Source organism: Streptomyces chartreusis, assembly GCF_008704715.1.
Taxonomy (GTDB): Bacteria; Actinomycetota; Actinomycetes; order Streptomycetales; family Streptomycetaceae; genus Streptomyces; species Streptomyces chartreusis.
Window position 1 is genome coordinate 5,987,441 of the sequence record NZ_CP023689.1, and the last position, 21,216, is coordinate 6,008,656.

Here is a 21,216-nt window from a genome sequence, read left to right on the forward strand (position 1 = left end):
GGCAGTCGCTGGTCCTCGCGGGCGGGAGGGAGCCGACAGGGCTCCCGGCAAGCCATGTGCACCCCGGGTCAGGACGTCGCGGAGAGCAGCGTCACACCCCGGGGGCAGCTCAAGATTGGCTCATATACCCCCGCTCATCTCACCTCGCGGCATAGCGTCGAAGCAGACCGGACACCCCGCGTCGCGGCGTTACACCGGAGGGGAAGAGACCGTACTTCCTTCAACGTCACGCAACGGCGCGCGACAGGAGCCAGAGGACAATGCAGACCAAGCTGGACGAAGCCAAGGCCGAGCTGCTCGAGAGGGCCGCCCGGGTAGCTGAGAACAGCCCGGTCGGGGGGTACCTACCGACTGGGACCACGGACGAGAGCAGCCCCGGCACCCCGGACCACGACACCGTGCTCTCGTTCCTCCAGCGCTACTACCTGCACACCGCCCCCGAGGACCTCGGCGACCGCGACCCGGTCGACGTCTTCGGAGCCGCCTTCTCGCACTACCGGCTGGCCGAGAACCGCCCCCAGGGCACGGCCAACGTGCGGGTGCACACGCCCACCGTCGAAGAGAACGGCTGGATGTGCAGCCATTCCGTCGTCGAGGTCGTCACCGACGACATGCCCTTCCTCGTCGACTCCGTCACCAACGAGCTGACGCGGCAGGGACGGGGGATCCATGTGGTCATCCACCCCCAGGTCTTCGTCCGCCGCGACGTCACGGGCAAGCTCATCGAGGTGCTCCCCACGCCGCCCACCGGCGAGCTGCCGCACGACACCCACACCGAGTCCTGGATCCACGTAGAGATCGACCGCGAGACCGACCGCGGCGACCTGAAGCAGATCACCTCGGACCTGCTGCGCGTCCTGTCCGACGTCCGTGAGGCCGTCGAGGACTGGAGCAAGATGCGGGACCTGGCCATGCGAATGGCCGACGAGCTGCCGCGGGAGCCCCACTCCGACCTCCGTGAGCAGGAGTTCGAGGAGGCCCGCGAGCTGCTGCGCTGGCTGGCCGACGACCACTTCACCTTCCTCGGCTTCCGCGAGTACGAGCTGCGCGAGGACGACTCGCTGGCCGCCGTGCCGGGCACCGGCCTCGGCATCCTGCGCTCCGACCCGCACCACTCCGAGACCGACAGCCACCCGGTCAGCCCGTCCTTCGAGCGGCTGCCCGCCGACGCCCGCGCCAAGGCCCGCGAGCACAAGCTCCTCATCCTCACCAAGGCCAACAGCCGGGCGACCGTGCACCGGCCGTCGTACCTCGACTACGTCGGGGTGAAGAAGTTCAACGAGAACGGCGAGGTCGTCGGCGAGCGCCGCTTCCTGGGCCTGTTCTCCTCGGCCGCCTACACCGAGTCCGTCCGCCGCGTCCCCGTGATCCGGCGCAAGGTGGACGAGGTGCTCCAGGTCGCCGGCTTCTCGCCCAACAGCCACGACGGCCGCGACCTGCTCCAGATCCTGGAGACGTACCCGCGCGACGAGCTCTTCCAGACCCCCGTCGCCGAGCTCCAGCAGATCGCGACCTCCGTCCTCTACCTCCAGGAGCGCCGCCGGCTGCGGCTGTACCTGCGCCAGGACGAGTACGGCCGCTACTACTCGGCCCTCGTCTACCTGCCCCGTGACCGCTACACCACCGGCGTGCGCCTGCGGATCATCGACATCCTGAAGGAGGAGCTCGACGGCACCAGCGTCGACTTCACCGCCTGGAACACCGAGTCGATCCTCTCCCGGCTGCACTTCGTCGTCCGCGTTCCGCAGGGCACCGAACTGCCGCAGCTGTCCGACGCCGACAAGGAGCGCATCGAGGCCCGCCTGGTCGAGGCCGCGCGGTCCTGGGCCGACGGCTTCGCCGACGCGCTGAACGCCGAACTCGGCGAGGAGCGCGCCGCCGAGTTGCTGCGCCGCTACTCCAACGCCTTCCCCGAGGGCTACAAGGCCGATCACTCCCCGCGCGCGGCGGTCTCCGACCTCGTCCACATCGAGCAGCTCACCGAGGAGAACAACTTCTCGCTGAGCCTGTACGAGCCGGTCGGCGCCGCCCCCGAGGAGCGCCGCTTCAAGATCTACCGCAAGGGCGCGGCCGTCTCCCTGTCCGCCGTCCTGCCCGTCCTCACCCGCCTCGGCGTCGAGGTCGTCGACGAGCGGCCCTACGAGCTGCGCTGCTCCGACCGCAGCGTCGCCTGGATCTACGACTTCGGGCTGCGGATGGCCCCGCAGGCCGGCGGCGAGTACCTGGGCGACGACGCCCGCGAGCGGTTCTCGGAGGCGTTCGCCGCCACCTGGACCGGCAAGGCGGAGAACGATGGCTTCAACGCCCTCGTGCTGGGCGCCGGGCTCACCTGGCGGCAGGCGATGGTGCTGCGGGCGTACGCGAAGTACCTGCGCCAGGCCGGCTCCACCTTCAGCCAGGACTACATGGAGGACACCCTCCGAAACAACGTCCACACCACCCGGCTGCTCGTCTCCCTGTTCGAGGCGCGGATGTCGCCGGACCGCCAGCGCGCGGGCCACGAGATCGTCGACGCGCTGCTCGAAGAGGTCGACGCGGCACTCGACCAGGTGGCGAGCCTCGACGAGGACCGGATCCTGCGGTCCTTCCTCACCGTGATCAAGGCGACGCTGCGGACGAACTTCTTCCAGGAGGCCGCGGGCGGTCACCCGCACGACTACGTCTCCATGAAGTTCGACCCGCAGGCCATCCCCGACCTGCCCGCGCCGCGCCCGGCGTTCGAGATCTGGGTCTACTCGCCGCGCGTCGAGGGCGTGCACCTGCGCTTCGGCAAGGTCGCGCGCGGCGGTCTGCGCTGGTCCGACCGGCGTGAGGACTTCCGTACCGAGATCCTCGGCCTGGTCAAGGCGCAGATGGTGAAGAACACCGTCATCGTGCCGGTCGGCGCCAAGGGCGGCTTCGTCGCCAAGCAGCTCCCGGACCCGAGCGTGGACCGGGACGCGTGGCTCGCGGAGGGGGTGGCGTCGTACAAGACGTTCATCTCGGCGCTGCTCGACATCACCGACAACATGGTGGCCGGCGACGTCGTGCCGCCCGCCGACGTCGTACGGCACGACGAGGACGACACCTACCTCGTCGTCGCCGCCGACAAGGGCACCGCGACCTTCTCCGACATCGCCAACGGGGTCGCCGAGCAGTACAACTTCTGGCTCGGTGACGCCTTCGCCTCCGGCGGCTCGGCCGGCTACGACCACAAGGGCATGGGCATCACCGCCCGCGGCGCCTGGGAGTCCGTCAAGCGGCACTTCCGTGAGCTCGGCGTGGACACGCAGACCGAGGACTTCACGGTCGTCGGCATCGGCGACATGTCCGGTGACGTGTTCGGCAACGGCATGCTGCTCAGCGAGCACATCCGCCTGGTCGCCGCCTTCGACCACCGGCACATCTTCATCGACCCGAACCCGGACGCGGCCACCTCCTACGCCGAGCGCCGCCGCGTCTTCGAACTGCCCCGCTCCAGCTGGGAGGACTACGACACCGAGCTGATCTCGGCCGGTGGCGGTGTCTTCCCGCGCAGCGCCAAGGCCATCCCGGTCAACGCGCACATCCGCGAGGCGCTGGGCATCGAGGGCAAGGTCGCCAAGATGACCCCGGCCGACCTGATGAAGGCCATCCTCCAGTCGCCGGTGGACCTGCTGTGGAACGGCGGCATCGGTACGTACGTCAAGGCGAGCACCGAGACGCACGCCGACGTCGGCGACAAGGCCAACGACGCCATCCGCGTCGACGGCGCCGACCTCAGGGTCAAGGTCGTCGGCGAGGGCGGCAACCTCGGTCTGACCCAGCTGGGCCGGATCGAGTTCGCGCGGCACGGCGGCAAGATCAACACCGATGCCATCGACAACAGCGCGGGCGTGGACACCTCCGACCACGAGGTGAACATCAAGATCCTGCTCAACGGCCTGGTCAACGAGGGCGACATGACCGTCAAGCAGCGCAACAAGCTGCTCGCCGGGATGACCGACGAGGTCGGCCGCCTCGTCCTGCGCAACAACTACGCGCAGAACACGGCGATCGCCAACGCCCTCGCCCAGTCCGGCGCCATGCTCCACGCCCAGCAGCGCTTCATGAAGCACCTGGTCAGGGAAGGCCATCTGGACCGGGCGCTGGAGTTCCTGCCCACCGACCGCCAGATCCGCGAACGCCTGAACGCCGACCACGGCCTGACCGGCCCGGAGACGGCCGTCCTGATGGCGTACACGAAGATCACGGTCGCCGAGGAGCTGCTGCACACCTCGCTGCCGGACGACCCGTACCTGAGCACCCTGCTGCACGCGTACTTCCCGACCGAGCTGCGCGAGCAGTTCCCGGAGCACCTCGTCAGCCACCCGCTGCGCCGTGAGATCACCACGACCGTGCTGGTCAACGACACGGTCAACACGGGCGGTACGACGTATCTGCACCGGCTGCGCGAGGAGACGGGTGCCTCGCTGGAGGAGATCGTCCGGGCGCAGACCGTGGCCCGCGCGATCTTCCGCTCGGCGGAGGTGTGGGACGCGGTCGAGGCGCTCGACAACAAGGTCGAGGCCGCCGTCCAGACCCGGATCCGGCTGCACTCGCGCCGGCTCGTCGAGCGCGGTACGCGCTGGCTGCTCAACAACCGGCCGCAGCCGCTCCAGCTCGCCGACACGATCGACTTCTTCGGCGAGCGTGTGGAGCAGGTGTGGTCGCAGCTGCCGAAGCTGTTGCGCGGCGAGGACCTCGAGTGGTACCAGCGGATCCACGACGAGCTGACCGAGGTCGGAGTCCCCGTCGAACTCGCCACGCGGGTCGCCGGGTTCTCCTCCGCCTTCCCGACGCTCGACATCGTCTCGGTGGCCGACCGCATGGGCAAGGACCCGATGGACGTCGCCGAGGTCTACTACGACCTCGCCGACCGGCTGAACATCACGCAGCTCATGGACCGCATCATCGAGCTGCCGCGTGCGGACCGCTGGCAGTCCATGGCCCGCGCCTCCATCCGCGAGGACCTCTACGCCGCCCACGCGGCGCTGACCTCGGACGTCCTGGCCGCCGGCAACGGCACCGCGACGCCGGAGCAGCGCTTCACCTCGTGGGAGAAGAAGAACGGCGCGATCCTCGGCCGGGCCCGCACGACCCTGGAGGAGATCCGCGGGTCGGACGAGTTCGACCTCGCCAACCTGTCGGTCGCGATGCGCACGATGAGGACGCTGCTGCGGACGCACACGTGAGCCGTATGCGTGTGTGAGGCGTGAACACGTCGGAGCGCCCCGGGCTGTCACAGCCCGGGGCGCTCCTCACTTCACCGAAAGTCTCACCGCACCGAAAGTCTCACTTCACCGGCGCCGGCTTCGGCTTGGCCGCCTTGTCGCCCGTGAACGCCTCGTACTCCTTCAGCACCTCGTCCGTCGGCCCGTCCATGCGCAGTTCACCGCGCTCCAGCCACAGGACGCGGTCGCAGGTGTCGCGGATCGACTTGTTGTTGTGGCTGACCAGGAACACCGTGCCCGCGTGCTTGCGCAGCTCGCGGATCCGGGCCTCGGAGCGCTTCTGGAAGGAACGGTCGCCCGTCGCCAGCGCCTCGTCGATCAGCAGGACGTCGTGGTCCTTGGCGGCGGCGATGGAGAAGCGCAGCCGGGCCGCCATGCCGGAGGAGTACGTCCGCATGGGCAGGGTGATGAAGTCGCCCTTCTCGTTGATGCCGGAGAAGTCGACGATCTCCTCGTAGCGCTCCTTGACCTGCTCGCGGGACATGCCCATCGCGAGGCCGCCGAGGTGGACGTTGCGCTCGCCGGTGAGGTCGTTCATCAGGGCCGCGTTCACGCCGAGCAGGGAGGGCTGGCCGTCGGTGTAGATCTGGCCGTTCTCCACCGGGAGCAGACCCGCGACGGCCTTGAGCAGCGTCGACTTGCCGGAGCCGTTGGTGCCGATGAGGCCGATGGCCTCGCCCCGGTACGCCACGAAGGAGACCTTCTTGACCGCGTGCACCTTGCGTACGCCCGCCGCCTTCTCGGCCTGTCCCCGGCGCAGGATGCGGTTGAGGGCGGCGGTGGCCGAGCCGTGGCCGGCGCCCGTGCCGTTGACGCGGTAGACGATGTCGACGCCGTCGGCGATGACGGTGGGGATGTTGTCGTTCGGGTTCTCAGCCACGGCCGTACGTCTCCTCAGCCTTCCAGAAGTAGATGAAGCCGCCGACGCCGGCCAGCAGGGCCCAGCCCGTCGCGATGGCCCACACGTGCGGCGGGAGCTGGCTCGCGTGGAAGCTGTCGATGAGCGCGAAGCGCATCAGGTCGATGTAGACGGCGGCCGGGTTGGCCTGGAGGAGCTCGGGCACCCACGACGGCAGGCCCTTGTGGCTGCCCGTGACGTGGCTGATGCTGAACATCACGCCGGACGCGTACATCCAGGTGCGCAGCACGAACGGCATCAGCTGCGCGATGTCCGGGGTCTTGGCGCCCATGCGTGCCATGACCATCGCGACGCCCGCGTTGAAGGTGAACTGGAGGAACAGCGCCGGGAGCACCAGCAGCCAGGACGCGGCGACCGGAATGCCGAAGCAGAGCAGGATGACGAACAGGGCGGCCATCGAGAACAGCAGTTGCTGGAGCTGCTGCAGGGCGAAGGAGATCGGCAGCGCGGCCCGCGGGAAGTGCAGGGCGCGGACCAGGCCCAGGTTCCCCGAGATCGCTCGGGTGCCCGCCATGATCGAGCTCTGTGTGAACGTCCAGACGAACACGCCGGTCACCAGGAACGGGATGTAGTCCTGCACGCCGTGGCTGGTGCCCAGGAGCATGCCGAAGATGAAGTAGTACACCGCCGCGTTCAGCAACGGCGTCATCACCTGCCAGACCTGGCCGAGCTTCGCCTGGCTGTACTGGGCGGTGAGCTTGGCGGTGGCGAAGGCGCCGATGAAGTGGCGGCGCGCCCACAGCTGCCGGACGTACTGGGGCAGGGAAGGGCGGGCACCGCTGACCGCGAGACCGTGCCGGGCGGCGAGCGCCGAGAGGTCGGGCGGGGCCGGGGCGGGTGTCGTCGGGGGCGGCGTGTCGAGGACCTGGCTCACATCCGCTGCTTTCGCTCGTGGGGAGGGGTGCGGTGACGCTTTCTTACGTGACTCTTCACGTCTTCTTACGTCGGGACGGGACCGTATCGTCGCAACGCGAGCGTAGGGCGAGTGGGCGTCGGAACGCAACCGTTTCGTCGTGGCGTGAGCGAGGTTACGGCAACGTGGGGACGGGACCGTATCGTCGTAACGCCCTATGCTGTCCGCATGACGACCAACGCCGACCAGCCCAAGACGCCTGCGCGCCGCCGGGCCCCCGCCGGGGCGGCCGTCCTCAGGGAGGACGTGACCGAGGCCATCCGCGCGGCGGTCTTCGAGGAACTGGCGGCCGTCGGCTACGCGCGCATGTCCATCGAGGGCATCGCGCGCCGGGCGGGCGTCGGCAAGACCGCGGTGTACCGGCGCTGGCGTTCCAAGCTGCACCTGGTCCTCGACGTGGTGTCCGCGGTGGCCGTGATGGGGCTGCCCGTCCCGGACACCGGCTCGCTTCAGGGCGATCTGCGGCTGCTGTACGAGGTGACCGCGCGCGCCCTGCGGCACCCCCTCGCCTCCCAGATCCTCCCGGACCTCCAGGCCGAGGCGGCCCGCAGCCCCGAGATCGCGGAAGCCGTGCAGAAGGCGCTGCGGGACGGGCAGGCGAGCGTGGCCAGCGGCATCGTGATGGCCGCGGAGAAGCGCGGCGAGGTGCGCCCGGGCATCGACGAGGAACTGGCCCTGGATCTGATCTCCGGCCCGCTGTACTGGCGTTCCGTCGTGATCCGCAGCCCCAAGGTGCCCAAGGGCTATCTGGACGCCCTGTCCCGCGCCACCGCGCACGCCCTCAAGGCCCTGTGAGCAGGCGGAACCGCCGTGAGAGTCGTGATCGCCGAGGACAACGCCCTGCTGCGTGAGGGCCTCGTCCTGCTCCTGACGTCCGCCGGGCACGAGGTCGTGGCCGTCGCCGGCACCGGCCCCGAGATCCTGCCCGCCCTGCTGGAGCACCGCCCCGACGCGGCCGTCGTCGACGTGCGGATGCCGCCGGACTTCCGCGACGAGGGGCTGCGCGCCGCACTCGCCGCGCGCAAGGAGCTGCCCGGGCTGCCGGTCCTGGTGCTCTCCCAGTACGTCGAGGAGTCGTACGCCGCGGAACTCCTCGCCGGAGGTGCGAGCGGCCTCGGCTATCTGCTCAAGGACCGGGTCGGCCGGGTGGACGAGTTCCTCGACGCCCTGGAGCGGGTCGCGGCCGGCGGCACCGCCCTGGACCCCGAGGTCGTCACCGAACTCCTGACCCGCCGCCCCGACTCACCCCTGGACTCCCTCACTCCGCGCGAACGCGAGGTGCTGGCCCTCATGGCCGAGGGGCACGACAACGCGACCATCGCCCGGACCCTCGTCGTCACCGAACGCGCCGTCCACAAGCACATCGGCAACGTCTTCCTCAAGCTCGGCCTGCCGCAGAGTGACAGCGGGCATCGCCGGGTGCTTGCGGTGCTGACGTATCTGAACAACTCGTAGGCGGGCGGCGGGGCGCCGTGGGGCGTGGCCGGCGTGGCGGGGCGGCCCGCGCTTCGGCGGGGTCGTGTCAGTCGCGGGCCGCGTCCGGGTGCTGTCGTACCCAGCCCGCCCATGCCGACGCGATCATGTCCTGGACGTCGTGCTTGGCCTTCCAGTCCAGTTCGGTGGCGATGCGGTCGGCGGAGGCGACGACGCGGGCCGGGTCGCCGGGGCGGCGCGGGGTGACGGTCGGGGGGCGGTCGTAGCCGGTGACGGCGTTGATGCGGTCGATCATCTCGCGCACCGAAACGCCCTCGCCGCGGCCGATGTTGAGGGTGAGGTCGTGGCCCGGCGAGTCCTGGAGGGCACGGGCGGCGGCGACATGGGCCTCCGCCAGGTCGACCACGTGGATGTAGTCGCGGATGCAGGTGCCGTCGGGGGTCGGGTAGTCGTCGCCGAAGATGCGCGGGGGCGCGTTCTCCGTCAGCTTCTCGAAGACCATCGGGACGAGGTTGAAGACGCCGGTGTCGGCGAGCCCGGGGGTGGCCGCGCCGGCCACGTTGAAGTAGCGGAGCGACGCCGTGGCCAGGCCCGTCGCCTTGCCGGTCGCTCGTACCAGCCACTCGCCCGCCAGCTTGGTCTCGCCGTACGGCGACATCGGCGCGCACGGCGTCTCCTCCGTCACCAGGTCGACGTCCGGCATGCCGTACACCGCCGCCGAGGAGGAGAAGACGAAGGACCGCACGTCGGCCGCCGTCACGGCCTCCAGGAGGACTCGCAGGCCCTCGACGTTCTCCCGGTAGTAGAGCAGCGGCAGATCGACCGACTCGCCGACCTGCTTCTTCGCCGCGAGATGGACGACACCGGTGATGCGGTGGGCCGCGATGGCGCGGGCGACACGCTCACGGTCCAGGGTCGAACCGACGACCAGCGGGACGCTGTCGGGCACACGGTCGGCGATGCCGGTGGACAGGTCGTCGTAGACCACGGCGCGCTCGCCCGCCTCGGTCATCGCCCGTACGACGTGCGCTCCGATGTAACCGGCGCCGCCGGTGATCAGCCAGGACATGTGCGGCCGTCCCCTCGTCAGTGGGCCTGTGGTCGTGAGTGACAGTGAAGCAGGCGGCGGAGTCCGTCATGGACAACCGACATGACTCCCCGTGAAGCGGGGGCCACGCGTAGTGCGAGCGCCCCGGAGTGTGTGCTGTACGGCTCCATGAGTACGACGGAGTGCCGGGCGCCCACCACGGCGCACCGGCGCGGCAGTTCGGCGCCCGCGCGCGCCTGCGCCGTGACCTCCCGGTACGCGCCGCCCCGGAAGCGCACCCGCAGCCGCAGATCCCATACGCGCGCCCCGCCGGCGGGCATCCGGCCGAACGCGAACGCGGCCCACCGGAGTGTCACCTCCGCCGACCAGAAGACACCCGCGCCCCCCACGGCCGGCGCGGCGAGCCCCACCGTCGTCCGCGGCCCCACCGCCCGCCCCGTCGCCCGGCACCGCCACTCCACCTCCAGAGCCTCCGGGCCCGCCTGTGCCATCCGGCCGTACAGCTCGTGCAGGCGCAGCCGCAGGAGGGCGGTACGCGCGCGTGGCCGCAGTTCGGCGTCGACGGTGAGCGGGAGGAAGCGGACGGGGCGGGTCAGCAGGGGTTCGAGGGTGATCCCGGGGAGGCCGGCCGACCAGGCGGGGGTGCCGTCGGGGGTGTGCGCGTAGGGCGGGAGCAGCCGGGCCGGGCGGGCGGCCAGGGCCCGGATGTGGGGCAGGTCACGGGGCTCGGGGGAGGCCAGGACGACCCGGCCGACGAGGCAGCCGGGGGCGGTGGGGCGGTGCTCCCAGTCGGACGCGTCGTACTCCGCCAGATACGCCCGCGTGAGCGTCCACCATGCGCGCCGGTGGTGCACGTCGTGCGACTCCAGCTCGCACGCGTACATCCGCAGCTCGTGGTCGAGGAACTTCGCCCGCGCCTCCCGCGCGAGCTCCTTGCGCCCGGCGGCCAGCAGGATCTCGTACGCCGCGCGGTTCGCCTCCGTGCGCGCCCGCCAGTCGGCGATGCCGGCCCGGCCCGGGGAACTCGGGAGCCGGTCGGCGCAGCCGCGCACGTGCCGGACGTAGACCCGGTTCGGGACGAGGGCGATGCGCGGACCGGCGGCCAGTACGCGCGCGCTGAAGACGAGGTCCCCGTGGCGGAAGCGGCCCTCGGGGAAGCGGATGCCGTGGTCGCGCAGGAAGTCGGTGCGGTAGAGCTTGTTGACGCAGAGCGTGTCGTGGACGAGACGCGGGCGCTGCGCCGGGCTCTCGTACACCGCGCGCGCGGCATGGAGACCGGCCTCCCAGGGCACCTCGCGCCCCTTCTCCGGTGCCTCGCGCCCCGCGGGTGCGCGTCTCTGCTCCGGCACCTCCCGCCGCACACACAACCCACCCGCCACGTCCGCCCCCGCGTCCGTCGCCGCCCTGAGCAGCGCGTCGGCCGCGCCCGGCGGCAGCAGGTCGCCGCTGTCCAGGAACATCACATACGGCGAGGTCACCCGGTCCAGGCCGGTGTTGCGCGGGCTGCCGCAGCCGCCGCTGTCGACCCGGCGCCGGACCACCCGCACCCGCGGTTCGCCCGCGGCGAGGCGCGTGAGCAGTTCCACGCTGTCGTCCGTCGAGCAGTCGTCGACGGCGACGATCTCACCGACGACGGGCCCCTGGGCCAGCGCCGAGCGCACGGCGGCCGTCACGTGCGCGGCGTCGTCGTGGCCGATGACCACGACGCCGACCCGCGGTACGGGCGCGGTGTGCGGGGCGTGAGGGTCCATGGGGCCACGTTCCGGAGTCGTAGGAGTGGTGGGTTGCCGCGCCCCCCGGCAGGGGCGTGTGGCCCGAGCCGGAAGACGGCGGCATCCGGACTCCGGTTCACTCGCGGGCGTCGGCAGTTCGGGGCGGAAGGAACACGTCACCGGGATCGTAGGCCGGGCGAAGGCCATATCCATGGCGATACGCCGTCAAAAGCCAATAATCGTCAGCTAATAGCACAACACCGGAACCGTGATGAGCGCGGAACGGGTCACGGCTCGGCGGATCACGGCCCGGCGGACCGCGCCCACCCGCCCGAGCGGCACCGTCCCCTCACGCCTCCAGCCCGCGCGCCTCCTCCAGTGCCGCCGCGTCCAGTGCCTCGGTGAGCTGGTCCAGCCGCTCCCGCAGCTCGCCGATCGCGTCCTTGTCGAAGCCCGTGGCCGCGACGATCCGGCGCGGCACCTGCAGCGCCCGCTCGCGCAGCGCGACGCCCTCGTCGGTGAGCCGCACCTCCACCGAGCGCTCGTCGCGGGCGCTGCGCTCCCGGCGCACCAGGCCGGCCGTCTCCAGCCGCTTGAGCAGCGGCGAGAGCGTGCCGGAGTCCAGGCGCAGATGCTCGCCGAGCTTCTTCACGGGCAGGTCGCCGTGCTCCCACAGCACCAGCATCACCAGGTACTGCGGATACGTGAGCCCCAGCTCCTTCAGGACCACGCGGTAGACGCCGCCGAAGGCGCGCGAGGCGGCGTTCAGGGAGAAGCAGATCTGCTGGTCGAGGCGGAGCCAGTCGGCCGTGGGCGTGGTCGTCATGCCTCCAGGGTAGCCCCTGTCCGTCATTTAGTTGTGTGCAATTGAATTGTGTGCTCTACTTGTGGTCGTCCGGCGGCCGCCAACAGAGCCGCCGGAACGTGACTTGAGAGGGATGGTTCCCATGGACGCGCTCTACACCGCTGTCGCCACCGCCACCCACGGCCGTGACGGTCGCGCCGTCTCCAACGACGGCAGGATCGACCTCAAGCTGGCCCCGCCGGTGGAGCTGGGCGGCAACGGGGAGGGCACCAACCCGGAGCAGCTGTTCGCCGCCGGCTACGCCGCCTGCTTCGGCAGCGCGCTCGGCCTCGTCGGCCGCCAGGCCAAGGTCGACGTCACCGACGCCGCCGTCACCGCCGAGGTCGGCATAGGCAAGCAGGGCGAGGGCTTCGGCCTGAAGGTGACGCTGCGCGTGGAGCTTCCCGACACCCTGGACGAGGAGACCGGCCGCAAGCTCGTCGAGCAGGCCCACCAGGTCTGCCCCTACTCCAACGCCACCCGCGGCAACATCGAGGTCGACCTCGTCATCGAGTAGCACCCCCGGCGCCCGTCAGCCGATCCGCGCCAGCACCTCTCCCGTCTCCCGGCTCCACGCCACCACCACCGCCTCCTCCGGCACCCGCTTCCACCGCGTCAGCAGCAGCCAGCGCGCGCGGTAGCGCCGGGCGACGGTCGTGCGCTCGGTGCGGGTCGACGTGGGGGAGAGGTAGGCGCGGACATCGGCGAGCCGGCGCTCCCGGTCCCGCTCGTCCAGGGCGGGATCGGGCCAGATCGGCGCCGCGAGGTCCGGCCCGAACCCGGGGATTGAACGCGGCGCGTAGTGCCCGTCGGAGATCACCACCTCGCCCTTGCCGACATGCCGCGCCACCCAGGCGTACGACGGCCAGCGCGAGGGCTGTTCCAGCCCCACCGGGTCCAGCGCCCTCGGCACCACCGCCCCGCCCTGCACGGTCAGGAACCCGACGCAGGCCCCGGCCGCCGCCGCCCCGCCCAGCACCCGGCGCGCCCTGCTCCAGGGCCGGGGCGCCGCCAGCTCCACCGCGAGGGCGAACTGGAGCGGCACCAGCGTGAGCCCGAGGATCCTGCCGTACGTGTAGTGGCCGCTGATCCAGCCGTACGCCACGAGCAGGCAGTCCAGCGCGAACAGCAGCACCAGCGGATCGCGCCGGGACGCACGCCCGCGCAGGCACAGCGCCGGCAGCCCGAGCAGCGCCAGCCAGAACTGACCGGGCAGCCCCTCGTACAGCCGCCGGTGCGTCCCGTCCACGCTGTGGTTTCCCGCCAGCGCGAACACGTCGAAGTACGGCCAGGACCAGCCGAGAAGCACCGCCACGCCCGCCGTCACCGCCCACCGCACCAGCACGGCGGGCCCCCACCCCCGCTGCCACCCCGCGACGAACGCCACCGCGCCCAGCACCGCCGCCGCCGCGGTGATCGGATGGACCAGCAGGATCAGCCCGTACAGCACGCCGAGCCCGGCGTACCCGGCGAACCCCGGCAGCCCGCTCGGCCCGACGTAGCGCACCGGCCACTGCCCACGGGCCCGCGCCCCCGTCCACGCCCAGGCCCAGAAGGTGAGCCCGATGGCGAACGCCGACGGGTAGCCGAGGTTGCCGGTCATCGACATCAGGCCGAGGTACCCGCTCCACCAGGCCCGCTCGGTCCCCCACAGCAGCGTCATCGCGCCCAGCGCGAGCACCGGCGCCCACGGCCGCGGCGTCAGCACCCGCACGAGTCGGCCGAGGCCCGTCAGCAGCACCGCCAGGTTCAGCACCCCGGCCAGCCGCACCACCTCCCAGCCGCCCAGCCCGGTCAGCCGGGCGAAGGCACCCTGCGCGAGGGCGTACGGCGAGTAGTACGGGCTGCCCGCGCCCGGCAGGTCCGCCATCGGATGCCGCGGACGCAGCAGATCCGCCTTCAGGCGCTCCACGACCGCCGCGTGCTGGCCCGCGTCGCAGCACAGCGGCACGGCCCAGTACGCCAGCAGCATCACCAGGAAGAACAGGAAGCCGAAGACCTGGTACTGCGTCGGACGCGGGCCGCGGCCGCCGCGCAGCGCGGTGGCACCGCGCACCGTGCTCCGGACGAGAGTGCCGACGGCCGCCTTTCCGACGTGGGAGGTCGTATCGGTTCGGGGCATTTGCCGTATGTTCCCGGTGGGGTCAACGGCTTTGCCTCACTTCACCTCATCGGGTGACCGTCAGTGGGCGTCGAGGAGTGACCGCGCGCTCGCCGGACCGGGGACCCGGCCCGCCGCCGGCCCCTCCATCCCCTCGCCCAGCATCAGCGTGCGGACGACCCGCTCGGCGGCCAGCCCGTCGTCGAACTCGCAGAACCGCTCCCGGAATCCCCGCCTGAAGCGCGCCGACTCCGCGTCCTGCCAGGTCCCGGAGGCGAACAGCCACGCCAACTCCCGGTAGGAGCGCGACACATGACCCGGCGCGTCGGCCGTGATGTCGAAGTAGGTGCCCCGGCTCGCCGTGTACGCGCCCCAGTCGTCGGCGTGGACCACGATCGGCCGGTCCAGGTTGGCGTAGTCGAACATCAGGGCGGAGTAGTCGGTGACCAGCACATCGGCCGCGAGCATCACGTCCTCGACGTGCGGCTCGTCCGTCGCGTCGATCAGCACGCCCCGCCGGTGCAGATCGGCCAGGCCCATCCCGCGCGCGATGCCCTTCGCCAGCGCCGGGTGCAGCCGTACGACGAGCGTGTGGCCGGTGCCGAGGTCCCGGGCGAACCGGGCCAGGTCGATCCGGTCGACATGGCCGCCGCGGCGGTAGTCGCGGCGGGTCGGCGCGTACAGCACGACGGTGTGCCCGGCCGGGACGCCGAGCCGGGCGCGGGCCGCCTCGGTGGCCTCGGCGTTCGCGTTCACCAGCACGTCGTTGCGCGGACTGCCCGTCCGCGCCGACGCGAAATGACACGGGTAGGCCCGCTCCCACACCAGCTCCGAGTGCCGGTTGGCCACCAGGCTGTGGTCCCAGCGGTCGGCCCGCCACAGCATCTTCGGCACGTCGAAGCCGTGCCGGGCACCGGGCTTGGCCAGCAGGTCGGCAGCCATGTGCTTCAGCGGGGTGCCCTGATGGGTGTGGATGTGGACGCTGCCGGGCCGCTTGCCCAGGGTGCCGGGCCAGTTGACGTTGTTCACCCAGTACGTCGCCCGCGCCATGACCTCGTGATAGCGCCGCGAGCCCGGCGTCACGAAGTCGATGCCGGGCGCCATCGTGTCCGCCGCGTCCTCCCGCACCACCCACACGCCCCTCAGGTGCGGGGCGATCTCGCCGGCCTTCGCGTGGATGGCCGCCGGATCGCCCAGCACGCCCCGGTGCGAGAACGCCGAGTACACGGCGAGGTGCGGATCCAGGGGCCGCCTCGACCGGGCCGCGTACAGCATCCGCCCGGCCCGCTGCCCGGCCACCCGCGTCACCCGCCGCCTGCCGCTCGCGACGACCCCGCGCAGCTCGCGCAGCGCACGGGCCGCGGCGAACGACTCGTACGACGCCGTGGCCAGCAGCCGCATCTCCTGGCCGCGCGTGCCGCCGGGCGGGACGAAGCCCTCGGGGACGTGCCGGGCGTAGAACGAGCGGATCGCCCGGTAGAAGTCCGGCCGGTGCCCGAGCCGCACCCGGTCCTCGCGGGCCAGCACGAACAGCATGTGGTCCAGGGCCCGTTCGAACAGCGGCGGGCACGCCCACGCCAGGTCCGGGCGCTGCCGCAGGAACGCGAACAGGGACTCGTACTGCGGGAAGATGTCGAAGTGCCGCCGCCCCGGCGTCCTGGTGATCGCGCCCTGCCGGCGCTGCCGGTACTCGACTCCGATCCGCTCCAGACAGGCGACCCGGTCGGCCAGCACCATCGAGCGGTAGGTGACGGGCGCGTCCTCGTACAGGCCCGGGGCGTACGCCAGGTCGTGCCCGAGGAAGAAGTCGCGCCGGTACGCCTTGTTCCACGCGACCAGGAACAGATGCAGGTACTCCTGGTTCTCCCGCACGCTGACCGTGCCGGTGCCGGCCGCCGCCAGCAGGTCCGCCGACGTGCTGCGGCCACCGCGCCCCCACCAGTGCGTGCGCACATGGTCGAAGACCAGGATGTCCGGGTCGCCGGTCGTCTCCAGCCGCGCGGCGACCGCCTCCAGCAGGCCCGGCGTGTAGTGGTCGTCGCTGTCCAGGAACAGGACGTAGTCGCCGCTCGCCTGCGCCAGCCCGGCGTTGCGGGCCCGGCCGAGACCGACGTTCTCCGCGAGGTGCAGCACACGCACGCGTGCGTCGCGCTCGGCGTAGCCGTCCAGGATGGCCGGGCAGCCGTCGGGTGAGCGGTCGTCGACCGCGATCACCTCGAAGTCGGTGTACGACTGCCCGAGCACCGAGTCCAGGCACTCCCGCAGGAAGCCCTGCACCTTGAAGACGGGCACGATGATGCTGAAGCGGGGCACGTCAGCTCCTCACAAGGGTCGTCGCGGCGGGGGCGGGGATGCGCTCGGCGAGCGGGACCACCGGCGGCAGCGCCTCGGGCGGCTCCCCGAGCAGCACCCGGCGTACGACACGCTCGGCGGCGTGCCCGTCGTCGAACTGGCAGAAGCGCTCCCGGAACGCGGCACGCAGGGTGCCCGCCTCCTCGTCCGCGTAAGAGCCGTCCCGCAGTACCGCCGCGAGCTCGCCCAGCGTCCGCGCCATCCGGCCCGGCGGCGCCTCCATCAGGTCGAAGTAGACGCCCCGCAGCTCCCGGTAGACGTCCCAGTCGTCGGCGTACACGACGATCGGCCGGTCCAGGTTGGCGTAGTCGAACATGATCGACGAGTAGTCGGTGATCAGCGCGTCGGCGGCCAGGCACACGTCCTCGGCGGAGCCGTGCCCGGTGACGTCGATGACCCGGCCGGTGCCGCGCGCGGCACCCCGGTCGTAGAAGTAGTGGGCGCGCAGCAGCACCACGTACTCGTCACCGATCTCCTCGCACAGCGCCTCAAGATCCAGGCCCGTCTCGAAGCCGGTGGCGTGGTCGCGGTGCGTGGGCGCGAAGAGCAGTGCCTTCTTGTCCTCGGGGACGCCCAGTTCGCGGCGCACCCGCGCCACGTCGTCGGCGGTCGCCGTGCAGTAGACGTCGTTGCGCGGATAGCCGTACTCCAGGGTCTCGTGGGCCGAGGGGAAGGCCCGCTCCCACACTTCCGTGGAGTGGCGGTTGGAGCTCAGGTTGAAGTCCCAGCGGTCCACGCGGGCCAGCAGCCTGGAGAAGCTGCCGGTCGCCGCGGCCACCACCGGGTAGGTCGCCTGGTCGGCGCCCATCTTCTTCAGCGGGGTGCCGTGCTGGGTCGACAGATGGACACTGCCCTTGCGCTTGACCACGGCGTCCGCGAAGTTGGCATTGTTGATCAGGTACTTGGCGCGGGCCAGCGCGTCCCAGTACTCACGGCTGCCGATCACCGCGTACTCCACGCCCTCGGGCACGGTGTGCGCCCGGTCCGCCTCGACCAGGAACACCGAGCGGATGTGGGGGGCGAGTTCGCGTGCCTTGGCGTGGATCGCCGCCGGGTTGCAGACATAGCCGCGGCCCCAGTACGCGCAGTACACCGCGAGATTCGCGTCCAGCCGGGTCCGCAGCCGGTGCCGGTACCGCAGCCGGGTGCGCAGCCCGCGCGGCCGCGGCACAGCCGAAACCGCCCTCGCCAACGACCGGTTCGCGCCGCGCAGCGCCCGGAACGCCAGGTACGCCCCGCTCGCCAGCAGCCGGTGCTGCACCCCCAGACTGCCGCCCGGCGTCCGGTACCCGGCGGGCCGGTAGCGCCGGTACAGCCCGCTCGCCCGCTGGAAGAACGCCCGGCGCCGGCGCGGCAGCCTGCGCGGATGAGCGGCCGTCTTCAGCACGGCCGCGAAGAGCTGCTCGAACAGCGGCCCGAACCGCTCCGCGGGCAGCTGAAGTTCGGCGGCCCGAGCGAGCACCAGCTCGGCCTGCGCGAGCAGCTCGAAGTGATGCCCGCCCGGCAGGCCGAGCCGGTTGCCCTGCCGGCGCAGCAGATGCCGTACGACGACCTGCCGCAGCACCGCCACGCGCTCGGCGCTCAGCGCGACCAGGCCGCCGAAGCCGATGTCGGTGAAGCGGCCCTCGGGGAAGGTGAGCTGCCGTTCGGTGAGGAAGGCACGCCGGTAGGCCGCGCTCCACGCCGGCAGCTCCACGCCGGTGAGGTGCGGGGCCCGCTCGGGCGGGAAGGCACCGTCCGGCGTGCGGGCCAGCACCGGCGCGGCCGGGTTGGTCGGCTCGCCCGCCCACCACGGGGTGCGTTCGTGCTCGAAGTACAGGACGTCCACGTCACCGGTCTCGCCCAGCCGGGCGTCCAGCGCAGCCAGCGCGCCCGGCAGCAGCGTGTCGTCGCCGTCCAGGAACAGCAGCCAGTCACCGGTCGCGGCCCGCAGCCCGGCGTCGCGCGCCCCGGCCAGCCCGGCCGCGGGCGGCGAGTGCACGGGCGCCACCCGGCAGTCCCGCTCGGCGTACCCGGCGGCGACGCCCTGCGCCGGGGCGTCGGGGCCGTCCGTGACCGGGATCAGCTCGAAGTCGCCGAAGGACTGGCCCAGGACCGAGTCCAGCGCCTGGGGCAGCCGGCCCGCGACCCCGTGGGACGGAACGATGATGCTGAAGCGGGGCATACTGCTCTTCCTGTCGGTGTGCGATGTGCCGGCGGCCTGGTGCGCGAGAAGGCCGGGGGCCGGCCTCAGCCGGCGCCGAGTCGGCCGGGCCGCCCTGCGGGACGGCAGGTGGGCGGCCTGCTCGGGGTGGGCCGTGACGGGCTGGAGGGCATGCGAACTCCTCTTCTGTGAGAACGCCGTTCAGCGGCTCTCGGTGACGGTCACGGGTCTCGCGGGTCGCGGCACGGTCGCCTGCGGGGTGTGCGGGAGCGACGCGGCGGGCGACGGCACGGGGTGGCGCCTGCCGAGCGGTACGACCGGCGGCCCGGCCGGTTCGCCCAGCAGCACATGGCGGACGATCCGCTCGGCGGCCCGTCCGTCGTCGTGGGGGCAGAAGCGCTCGCGGAACGCCGCCCTCAGCTGGGCGGAGCGCGAGCCGCGCCAGTGGCCGGTGGCGAAGATGTCGATCAGCTCGTCCTCGCCGCGGGAGACCGCGCCCGGCGGGAAGGACCGCAGGTCGAAGTAGGTGCCGCGGGCCGCCTCGTACGCCTCCCGGTCGTCGGCGTGGATCACGATCGGCCGGTCCAGTCCTGCGTAGTCGAACATGATCGACGAGTAGTCCGTGACCAGCGCGTCCGAGGCCAGGCACAGCGACTCGACGCTCGCGTGGCCGGTGACGTCGATGACCCGGCCGGACGGGTTCTCGACGAGCGGGCCGCCGTGGCGGTGGTGGGCGCGGGCCAGGACGACGTAGCGCGGGCCGAGGCGGCGCGCGACGCTGTGCAGGTCGAGGGCGGCCCTCTGGGTGCGGCGGTAGTCGCGGTGGGTGGGGGCGTACAGGATCGCCACCGCGCCCTCGGGGATGCCGAGCTGCTCGCGGATGCGGGTCACGTCCGCCGAAGTGGCCTGCTGGAAGACGTCGTTGCGCGGGCCGCCGTATTCGAGGGTGGTGTACGTGCCCGGGTGGACCCGCTCCCAGACCAGGGTGGAGTGGCGGTTGCCCGAGAGGACGTAGTCCCACCTGTCGACGTCGTCGAGGAACTCGTCGAGGTTCGTCCCCTCGGCCGCCGCGGGGCGTTCGCGCAGGTCCAGGCCCATGTGCTTGAGCGGGGTGCCGCGCTGGGTCTGCACCAGGACCTGGCCGCGGCGCTTGACCAGGCCGCGGTCGAAGCCGGCGTTGTGCACGAGGTACTTGGAGCGGGCGAGCGCCGTCCAGTAGGCCGCCGTGCCGGGGCGGACGTGGCGGGTGCCGGACGGGATCGGGCCCCGCTGTCCGGCGTCGGCGACCCAGGCCGTGCGGATGTGCGGGGCGTGGGTGCGGAACGCCTGCTCCAGGGCGCCCGGGTGGCAGCCGTGCCCCTGGACGCCGTGCGCGGCGAAGACGGCACGGTCGGCGCGCACCGGCAGCAGGCGCTGGACGCGGTAGTGCAGACGCAGGGCGCCGGTGCGCAGGCGCCTGCGCAGCCGGCCGGTGAGCTTGGCGGTACGGCGCACGAGGGCCGCCGACAGCTGCAGGGCGTGATAGGTGCGGTGCAGTCCCAGGCGGACGAGTGTGTAGTGGACGCGGGTGCGTGCCGGGAGGGGGACGCCGGGGGCGTGGTAGCGCTGGTAGTAGGTGCGGGCCCGGCGCAGGAACGCGGCCCGGCTGCGGCGCGGCAGGCGGTCGCGGCGGGCGAACACCACGACCAGGTGGTCCACCATCCGCCGGAACAACAGGGGCCGCCAGCGGGCGAGTTCGGGCCGGCGGGCCACGTACGCGAAGACCCGGTCGTACTGCTCGAAGATGTCGAAGTGGCGGACGCTGACCGTGCCGAGGATGCCGCCCTGGCGGCGCTGCCGGTAGTGCACGCACACCCGGTCCAGGGTCGCGATCGACTCCGCGGTCATCATGACCGGGTACGTCCAGGGCGTGTCCTCGTAGTAGCCGGACGGGAAGGCGAAGCCCTCCGCCTCGACGAACTCCCGCCGGTACGCCTTGTTCCAGGCGACCATCAGCAGCCGCAGCAGGCCCGGGCGGTCCGCCAGCCGGAAGGGGGCCGGGCCCTCCTCGGAGAGCTGCCCGGCGGCCTGGTTGCGGACCGTCTCGCCGGTCCAGTAGGTGCGCGCGTAGTCGTAGACCAGGACGTCCGGCTCGCCCGTCTCCTTCAGCCGGTCGGCGATGGCGTGCAGGCTGTCGGGGGTGAGGCTGTCGTCGCTGTCCAGGAAGATCAGGTAGTCGCCGGTCGCCTCGGCCGTACCTGCGTTGCGGGCGGCCCCGAGCCCCCGGTTCCGGTCCAGATGCACCGGGCGCACGCGCGGGTCGCGGGCCGCGAACTCGTCGATGATCGCGCCACAGGCGTCCGGTGAGCAGTCGTCCACGGCGATCAGTTCGAGATCGGGGTACGACTGTGTGAGCACCGATTCCAGGCACTCGTGCAGGTACGCCTGCACCTTGTACACGGGGACAATGACACTGAACCTGGGCAAGGGACATCCATCGATCGGTGCGGGCGTTCGGCCCGGGAACGGCCAATGGAGTG

General features: G+C 72.0%; 13 protein-coding genes. 4 read left to right on the forward strand and 9 right to left on the reverse strand.

Translation table 11 applies throughout. From position 1 onward, the window contains the following. Window positions 1-260: 260 nt before the first annotated feature. Complete coding sequence (locus CP983_RS26300; protein ID WP_150502199.1) at window positions 261-5,192, forward strand: NAD-glutamate dehydrogenase; 4,932 nt, start codon at window positions 261-263, stop codon at window positions 5,190-5,192. 100 nt (window positions 5,193-5,292) lie between these two features. Here CP983_RS26300 and CP983_RS26305 read toward each other — a convergent pair whose 3' ends face one another. Both CP983_RS26305 and CP983_RS26310 read right to left on the reverse strand, forming a co-directional pair. After that, window positions 5,293-6,111, reverse strand: a complete 819-nt coding sequence (locus CP983_RS26305) for an ABC transporter ATP-binding protein (protein ID WP_150502201.1) — start codon at window positions 6,109-6,111, stop codon at window positions 5,293-5,295. Continuing rightward, window positions 6,104-7,024, reverse strand: a complete 921-nt coding sequence (locus CP983_RS26310; protein ID WP_150502203.1) for an ABC transporter permease — start codon at window positions 7,022-7,024, stop codon at window positions 6,104-6,106. Before CP983_RS26310 ends, CP983_RS26305 begins: the two co-directional genes overlap by 8 nt. A 207-nt stretch (window positions 7,025-7,231) precedes the next feature. Between CP983_RS26310 and CP983_RS26315 the strand changes: the two genes are divergently transcribed. Further along, a complete protein-coding gene (locus tag CP983_RS26315; protein WP_030947559.1) occupies window positions 7,232-7,858 on the forward strand; it encodes a TetR/AcrR family transcriptional regulator in 627 nt (208 codons plus the stop codon). Between the two features lie 15 nt (window positions 7,859-7,873). Continuing rightward, window positions 7,874-8,518 (forward strand): response regulator transcription factor, encoded by a 645-nt coding sequence (locus tag CP983_RS26320; RefSeq protein ID WP_150502205.1) that lies wholly within the window; start codon window positions 7,874-7,876, stop codon window positions 8,516-8,518. A gap of 67 nt (window positions 8,519-8,585) precedes the next feature. Here the strand turns inward: CP983_RS26320 and galE are convergent, their stop codons facing one another. The 3 genes from galE to CP983_RS26335 form a co-directional block, all read right to left on the reverse strand. Further along, a complete protein-coding gene (gene galE / locus CP983_RS26325) occupies window positions 8,586-9,566 on the reverse strand; it encodes a UDP-glucose 4-epimerase GalE (protein WP_150502207.1) in 981 nt (326 codons plus the stop codon). Between the two features lie 17 nt (window positions 9,567-9,583). Continuing rightward, a complete protein-coding gene (locus tag CP983_RS26330; protein ID WP_150502209.1) occupies window positions 9,584-11,296 on the reverse strand; it encodes a glycosyltransferase family 2 protein in 1,713 nt (570 codons plus the stop codon). A gap of 310 nt (window positions 11,297-11,606) precedes the next feature. Beyond that, a complete protein-coding gene (locus CP983_RS26335) occupies window positions 11,607-12,083 on the reverse strand; it encodes a MarR family winged helix-turn-helix transcriptional regulator (RefSeq protein WP_107905718.1) in 477 nt (158 codons plus the stop codon). A 121-nt stretch (window positions 12,084-12,204) separates the two neighbouring features. Between CP983_RS26335 and CP983_RS26340 the strand changes: the two genes are divergently transcribed. Then, entirely contained in the window at window positions 12,205-12,618 is a 414-nt protein-coding gene (locus CP983_RS26340) for an organic hydroperoxide resistance protein (protein WP_030947586.1), read from the forward strand. A gap of 15 nt (window positions 12,619-12,633) precedes the next feature. On the opposite strand, the gene CP983_RS26345 is transcribed toward CP983_RS26340, so the two are convergent. From CP983_RS26345 to CP983_RS26360, 4 genes are all read right to left on the reverse strand, one after another. Beyond that, window positions 12,634-14,223: a hypothetical protein gene (locus tag CP983_RS26345; RefSeq protein ID WP_150502211.1), complete on the reverse strand. Its 1,590-nt coding sequence runs from the start codon at window positions 14,221-14,223 to the stop codon at window positions 12,634-12,636. Between the two features lie 60 nt (window positions 14,224-14,283). Next, a complete protein-coding gene (locus tag CP983_RS26350; protein ID WP_150502213.1) occupies window positions 14,284-16,515 on the reverse strand; it encodes a bifunctional glycosyltransferase/CDP-glycerol:glycerophosphate glycerophosphotransferase in 2,232 nt (743 codons plus the stop codon). 1 nt (window position 16,516) lies between these two features. Then, the gene (locus CP983_RS26355) at window positions 16,517-18,718 is read right to left on the reverse strand and encodes a bifunctional glycosyltransferase/CDP-glycerol:glycerophosphate glycerophosphotransferase (protein WP_150502215.1); all 2,202 of its coding nucleotides are present in this window, start codon (window positions 18,716-18,718) and stop codon (window positions 16,517-16,519) included. Window positions 18,719-18,898: 180 nt separating this feature from the next. Continuing rightward, a complete protein-coding gene (locus CP983_RS26360; protein WP_150502217.1) occupies window positions 18,899-21,163 on the reverse strand; it encodes a bifunctional glycosyltransferase/CDP-glycerol:glycerophosphate glycerophosphotransferase in 2,265 nt (754 codons plus the stop codon). Between the last annotated feature and the right edge of the window lie 53 nt (window positions 21,164-21,216).